This is a genomic window from Ilumatobacter sp. (assembly GCF_049588435.1).
In the GTDB taxonomy this organism is placed as follows: Bacteria; Actinomycetota; Acidimicrobiia; order Acidimicrobiales; family Ilumatobacteraceae; genus Ilumatobacter_A.
Window position 1 is genome coordinate 1 of the sequence record NZ_JBAVYV010000291.1, and the last position, 5133, is coordinate 5133.

Sequence of the window (5133 nt, forward strand, 5' to 3'; positions counted from 1 at the left end):
GACCGCAGCCGGGATGAGCAGCGCGATCGCGACGATGCCGAACAGAGCCCACGCGCCGATCGCGGTCGTCCAGCGCACCGGATCACTCCGCCCGTCGACAGCCGACTCGACCGCGCCGCCGCCGACGACGGCGACGAGCAACCAGGCGAATCGCGCCACCCAGGGGAGCACGCGGGCGGTGATCGACGGCCCGGAATCGGACGCCTCGGTCGTGTCGGCCGAGCGGTGAGACGAAGAATCGGCCGTGGTCATCCCGTTAGATTTGTCGATCGGGTGCCCGGAGTACCAACGTGAAGGCATGGCGAGCGTCATCGGGCAGGCGAATCGGGCTCTGATCCGCTGCCGCGGGCGGGGAGCGGAGACCTGCCCGCAGACCTCGAACGAGGCTCGACGATGAGCACCGAGGCTTCTGCGGTCGAGCGTTTCTGCCACGGCCACTCTGTCGGAATCGGCAGCCTGCCGCACCGCGATGCCGCCGCCGCAGCAGCGTTCTCGATCGCCGAGTTCGACATCGCCACCGTGCCGACACTGCCGGCGCGATCACCCGCGGAGGGAATGATCGGCCAGGCGGTCGCACAGGTTCCGGCGATCTCGTTCGCTCCCGACGGAAGCATCGTCGTCGACCTGGCCCGAATCGAGGGCGCGACCGCGCTCGAGCCCGACCTGAGCGATGAGGCCTTCGGCGGGCTGAGGGCATTCCTGCATCTCGCCCGTCAGGTCGGTGTCGACGGGACACCGGTCAAGTGGCAGTTCGTCGGGCCCGTGACGCTCGGTGTCGAACTCCACCGCGCCGGGGTCCCGATTGCCGAGGCGTTCGAGATGTCGTCCGAGGCGGTGCGTCGTCACACCGGTGCGATCAGCGCAGCGATCTCGGGAGCGCTGCCGTCGAGTCCGCAACTGATGCTCCTCGACGAACCGTGGCTGGTCGAGTTGATGAACCAGGACTTTCCGATCTCGCCCGACCGCGCCGTCGACCTGATCTCCACCGGAATGGCCGCGGTCCCGAGCGAACTCGCCGTCGGGCTCCACTGCTGCGGTTCGGTCGACGTGGCGACGATGCTCGAGTCGGGTCCGCAGGTGATCTCCCTGCCACTGTCCGAGGAGCTGGTCGAGTACGCCGGCTACCTCGGGCGGTTCATCAAGAGCGGCGGAGTCATCGTGTGGGGGGTACTCCCCACGACCGGTCCGCTGCCGGCTCGACCCGACCGGTTCTGGCGACTGCTCAGCTCCGTCTGGTGCGGCCTGGTGGAACGCGGTGTCGACGCGAGCGAACTCCGGCTGCGATCGCTCGTCAGCCCCGAATGCGGGTTGGCAGGTCATCAGGTGTCGACGGCACGGCGCATCGCGCGGCTCACGGCCGAGATCGGCCGCAAGGTCAATGCGCAGGCGATCTCGACGAAGCTCGCGTTCGGTGCGTGAGCGGATCGTCCGCGGATACTGTTCGAGCCGATGACCGCCGATCCCGCAGTCCGGATCACCGAACTCCGCACCCAGGTCGCGCATCACAATGAGCGCTACCACACGCTCGATGATCCCGAGATCAGCGACGCCGACTACGACGCTCTGGTCCGCGAACTCCGCTCGCTCGAGGCGGAACATCCCGATCTGATCACGCCCGATTCGCCGACCCAACTGGTCGGTGGGGCAGTCGTCACGACGTTCGAGTCCGTCGAGCACGACGTCGCGATGATGAGCTTGGACAACGCGATGGACGCCGACGAACTCGCGGCGTGGGCCGAGCGAGTCGTCAAGGGTCTCGACGGCGTGGTTCCGACGTTCGTCTGCGAGTTGAAGTTCGACGGGTTGGCGATGAGCCTCCGGTACGAGAACGGCGAGTACGTCCGCGCTGCCACCCGCGGCGACGGGCGCACGGGCGAGAACGTCACCGCCAACGTCGCGACGATCACCGACGTCCCCGATCGGATCGACGATGCGGTGTCCCCGGTCCCGGCACTGTTGGAGGTGCGCGGCGAGGTGTACATGGCGACCTCCGCCTTCGAGCGGTTGAACGAGCGGGCACGGGCTGCCGGCGATCGACCGTTCGTGAACCCACGCAACTCTGCCGCTGGAAGCCTGCGCCAGAAGGATCCCGCCAAGACCGCCAGCCGGGAACTGTCGTTCTTCAGCTATCAGCTCGGACAGATCGGTTTCGACGCCGATGACACCCCGGTGCTCGCCACCCACCGCGCCGAACTGGACTACGTCGAGCGACTCGGATTCCCGGTCAACGAGCACGTCCGGTCGTTCGGATCGATCGACGAGGTCGCCGCTCACTGCGCGTACTGGCAGGAACACCGGCACGATCTCGACTACGAGATCGACGGCGTGGTGATCAAGGTCGACGACCTCGCGCAGCGCGATCTCCTCGGCGTGACGTCGCGTGCACCGCGATGGGCGATCGCCTACAAGTTTCCCCCGGAGGAACGGACGACGACGCTGCTCGACATCCAGGTCTCGGTGGGTCGAACGGGGCGTGCCACTCCGTTCGCCGTGCTCGATCCGGTCTTCGTCGGCGGGTCGACCGTCGGGATGGCCACGCTCCACAACCGCGAACAGGTCCAGGTCAAGGACGTCCGACCGGGCGACACGGTGGTCGTGCGCAAGGCGGGCGACGTGATCCCCGAAGTCGTCGGGCCCGTCCTGAGCATGCGTGCACCCGACAGCGAACCGTGGCCGTTCCCCGACGACTGTCCGGCCTGCGGGAATCCGCTCGTGCAGCCGGAGGGCGAGGCCGACACCCGCTGTTTCGCACCCGACTGCCCCGCACAGCGCAACCAGAAGCTGTCCTACTTCGCATCACGCGGTGCGATGGACATCGAAGGTCTCGGTGAGCAGATGGTCGAGAAGCTGGCCGACGCGGGGCTGGTGAAGGACGCGGCCGATCTGTACTCGCTCACGGTCGACGACCTCGTCGGGCTCGAACGCGTGGGAGAGACCAGCGCCCGGAACCTCGTCGACGAAATCCAACGCTCCACCGATCGCCCGCTGCCCAAATTCCTGACCGCGCTCGGAATCCGCCACCTCGGTCCAGCGGCATCGGCCTCGTTGACCGCGGCGTTCCACACGCTCGACGAGATCATGTCCAGGACGACCGATGAGCTGGCGGCGGTGGACGGCGTCGGTGGGGTGATCGCATCGACGGTCCACGAATGGTTTGCGCAGGACTCCAATCAGGCGTTCATCGAGAAGTTCCGGGCGGCGGGCGTCGACTTCGGTGATCCCGAGGCGGCCGCTCGCGCTGCCGAGGCCCGTGCCGCGGTCCCACAGACGCTCGAAGGCCGCACGGTGGTCGTGACCGGCACGCTCGCGGGGTTCAACCGTGAGCAGACCGCAGAGGCGATCGCGTCGCGTGGCGGGAAGAGCCCGGGCAGCGTGAGTGCGAAGACGTTTGCACTGGTCGTCGGCGAATCGGCCGGGGCGAGCAAGCTCACCAAGGCCGAGTCACTCGATGTGGCGGTGATCGACGAGGCAGAATTCGTGGTGTTGCTGGAGACCGGCGAACTTCCGGACCGCGTCGATCAGACGACTTCGAACGACCAGCGGTAGCTGCGCGCCGAGTCAGGGCCTTCGTCGGTCTTCCAGAAGATCACCTGTACCTGGTGGCGGCCCTCGTCGAATGATTCGATCGGAGCTCCGTCCGACGGCCGGAAGCTGATGATCGAGTTGCCGGGATCGAAGACCGCGGTCGGTGGGGTCGAGACCTGTTCACCGGCGTTGTCCGGGGTCAGATCGCCGCTGAATTCACCGATCCGCTCGGTCGGGATCTCGATCCCGTCGATCACCAGCGCGGCTTCGTAGCCGAACTCGAGGTCGACCACCACCTGCTCCTGTTGGAATGCCTGGAGGGCGTTCTCGACCGGAGAAATCGACTCGATCGCGTCGGGGCGGTCGATCCCGTCACTTCCCGTGATCGCCGAGGTCATCCCCCAACCGATCAGGACGATGCCGCACGCGATCACGAAACACGCCACGATCACGCCCAGCTCGGGGCGCCGCCGTTTGCGTGGTTCCCGCCCTGCGTCACTCACCCTTTCAGTCTGCCTGGCGGTGTCCGCGATCGGGCAGCCGGTAGCGTCTCGATCGGTGGAAAACGTCGAAGCACAACGCGGTGGATCCGGCGCAGGAGCGCTCGAAGGAACCGTTCTCGCGGGCCGATATCGATTGGCTCAGATCCTGTCGAGTGGCGCGAACACAGTCATCGTGGATGCGATCGACCTGCAGAACGACAGCCCGGTGACAGTCAAGGTGGTGCGGCCCGAGCACGCCCAGGATCCCGAGTTCCGACGCAAGTTCCGCCACCTCGCCGAGATCTCCAGCGCGGTCACGCATCCGAACATCGCTTCGGTCACCGACTGGGGCGAGATCGACCTCCGGGGTGAGTCGACGGTCTTCTGGACGGTCGATGCGCTGGGTGGTGGAAGCCTGCGCGATCTGCTCGACCGTGGACGCCTGCTCGAGCCGGGCCAGGCGCTGGTGCTCGGCCTCGAGGCGTGCCGCGCCCTCGATGCCGCACATCACAAGGGCCTGTTCCACACCGAGTTGACGCCGTCGAAGATGGTCTTCGGCGTCGATCGGCGACTCCGGGTCGTCGACTTCGGGATGGCCCGTCTGCTCGCCGAACCGGCGTGGGCCGATGCGGCTGCCGTGCCGACACACGTCGCCAGGTACGCATCTCCCGAGCAGGCGCTCGGTCTCCCGATCGATGCCAAGACCGACGTGTACGCCTTGGCGTTGGTGATGATCGAAGCGGTGACGGGCTCGGTGCCCTTCGCCGCCGATTCGACGGTGGCCACGCTGGCCGGCCGCGTCGACAAGTTGATGCCGGTGTCGGCCGACCTCGGTGGGCTCGCGTCCGTGCTCGAACGCGCCGGGCGGCCCGAATCCACGGATCGCTTCACCGCCGCGGAGTTCGGTCGTGCGCTGGTGCAAGCCGCTCCGCGCCTGTCGAAGCCCGAACCGATCCCGATCCTGGTGTCCGGCAACTTCGACACTCAGGCGATGCGCCGCCCGACCGATCCGACCGGCGGGGTGGAACGACCCGCGCCGGTCGCCGGGTTGGCGGGGGTCGACGAGCGTGGCGTGGTGCCCACGGCGCGATCCGAAGCGCCGATCGCGGACGATGCCCCCGCTGAC

The 5133-nt window shown here is 67.6% G+C and carries 5 protein-coding genes; 3 read left to right on the top strand and 2 right to left on the bottom strand.

What is annotated here, in order from left to right; all coding sequences use genetic code 11:
- Positions 1-252, bottom strand: a 252-nt coding sequence (locus WBV89_RS11430; RefSeq protein ID WP_423981478.1) for a hypothetical protein, incomplete at its 3' end; no start/stop codon positions are given.
- A gap of 141 nt (positions 253-393) precedes the next feature.
- Between WBV89_RS11430 and WBV89_RS11435 the strand changes: the two genes are divergently transcribed.
- On the top strand, positions 394-1419 hold the full coding sequence (locus WBV89_RS11435) for a hypothetical protein (RefSeq protein ID WP_423981479.1): 1026 nt from the start codon (positions 394-396) through the stop codon (positions 1417-1419).
- A 30-nt stretch (positions 1420-1449) separates the two neighbouring features.
- Positions 1450-3546: an NAD-dependent DNA ligase LigA gene (ligA, locus tag WBV89_RS11440; protein ID WP_423981480.1), complete on the top strand. Its 2097-nt coding sequence runs from the start codon at positions 1450-1452 to the stop codon at positions 3544-3546.
- Here ligA and WBV89_RS11445 read toward each other — a convergent pair.
- Positions 3519-4028, bottom strand: coding sequence for a hypothetical protein (locus WBV89_RS11445; RefSeq protein WP_423981481.1), 510 nt, complete (start codon positions 4026-4028; stop codon positions 3519-3521). The two genes, ligA and WBV89_RS11445, sit on opposite strands and share 28 nt — an antisense overlap.
- 55 nt (positions 4029-4083) lie before the next feature.
- Here WBV89_RS11445 and WBV89_RS11450 point away from each other — a divergent pair.
- The coding region (locus WBV89_RS11450; RefSeq protein WP_423981482.1) for a serine/threonine-protein kinase at positions 4084-5133 on the top strand (1050 nt) is incomplete at its 3' end.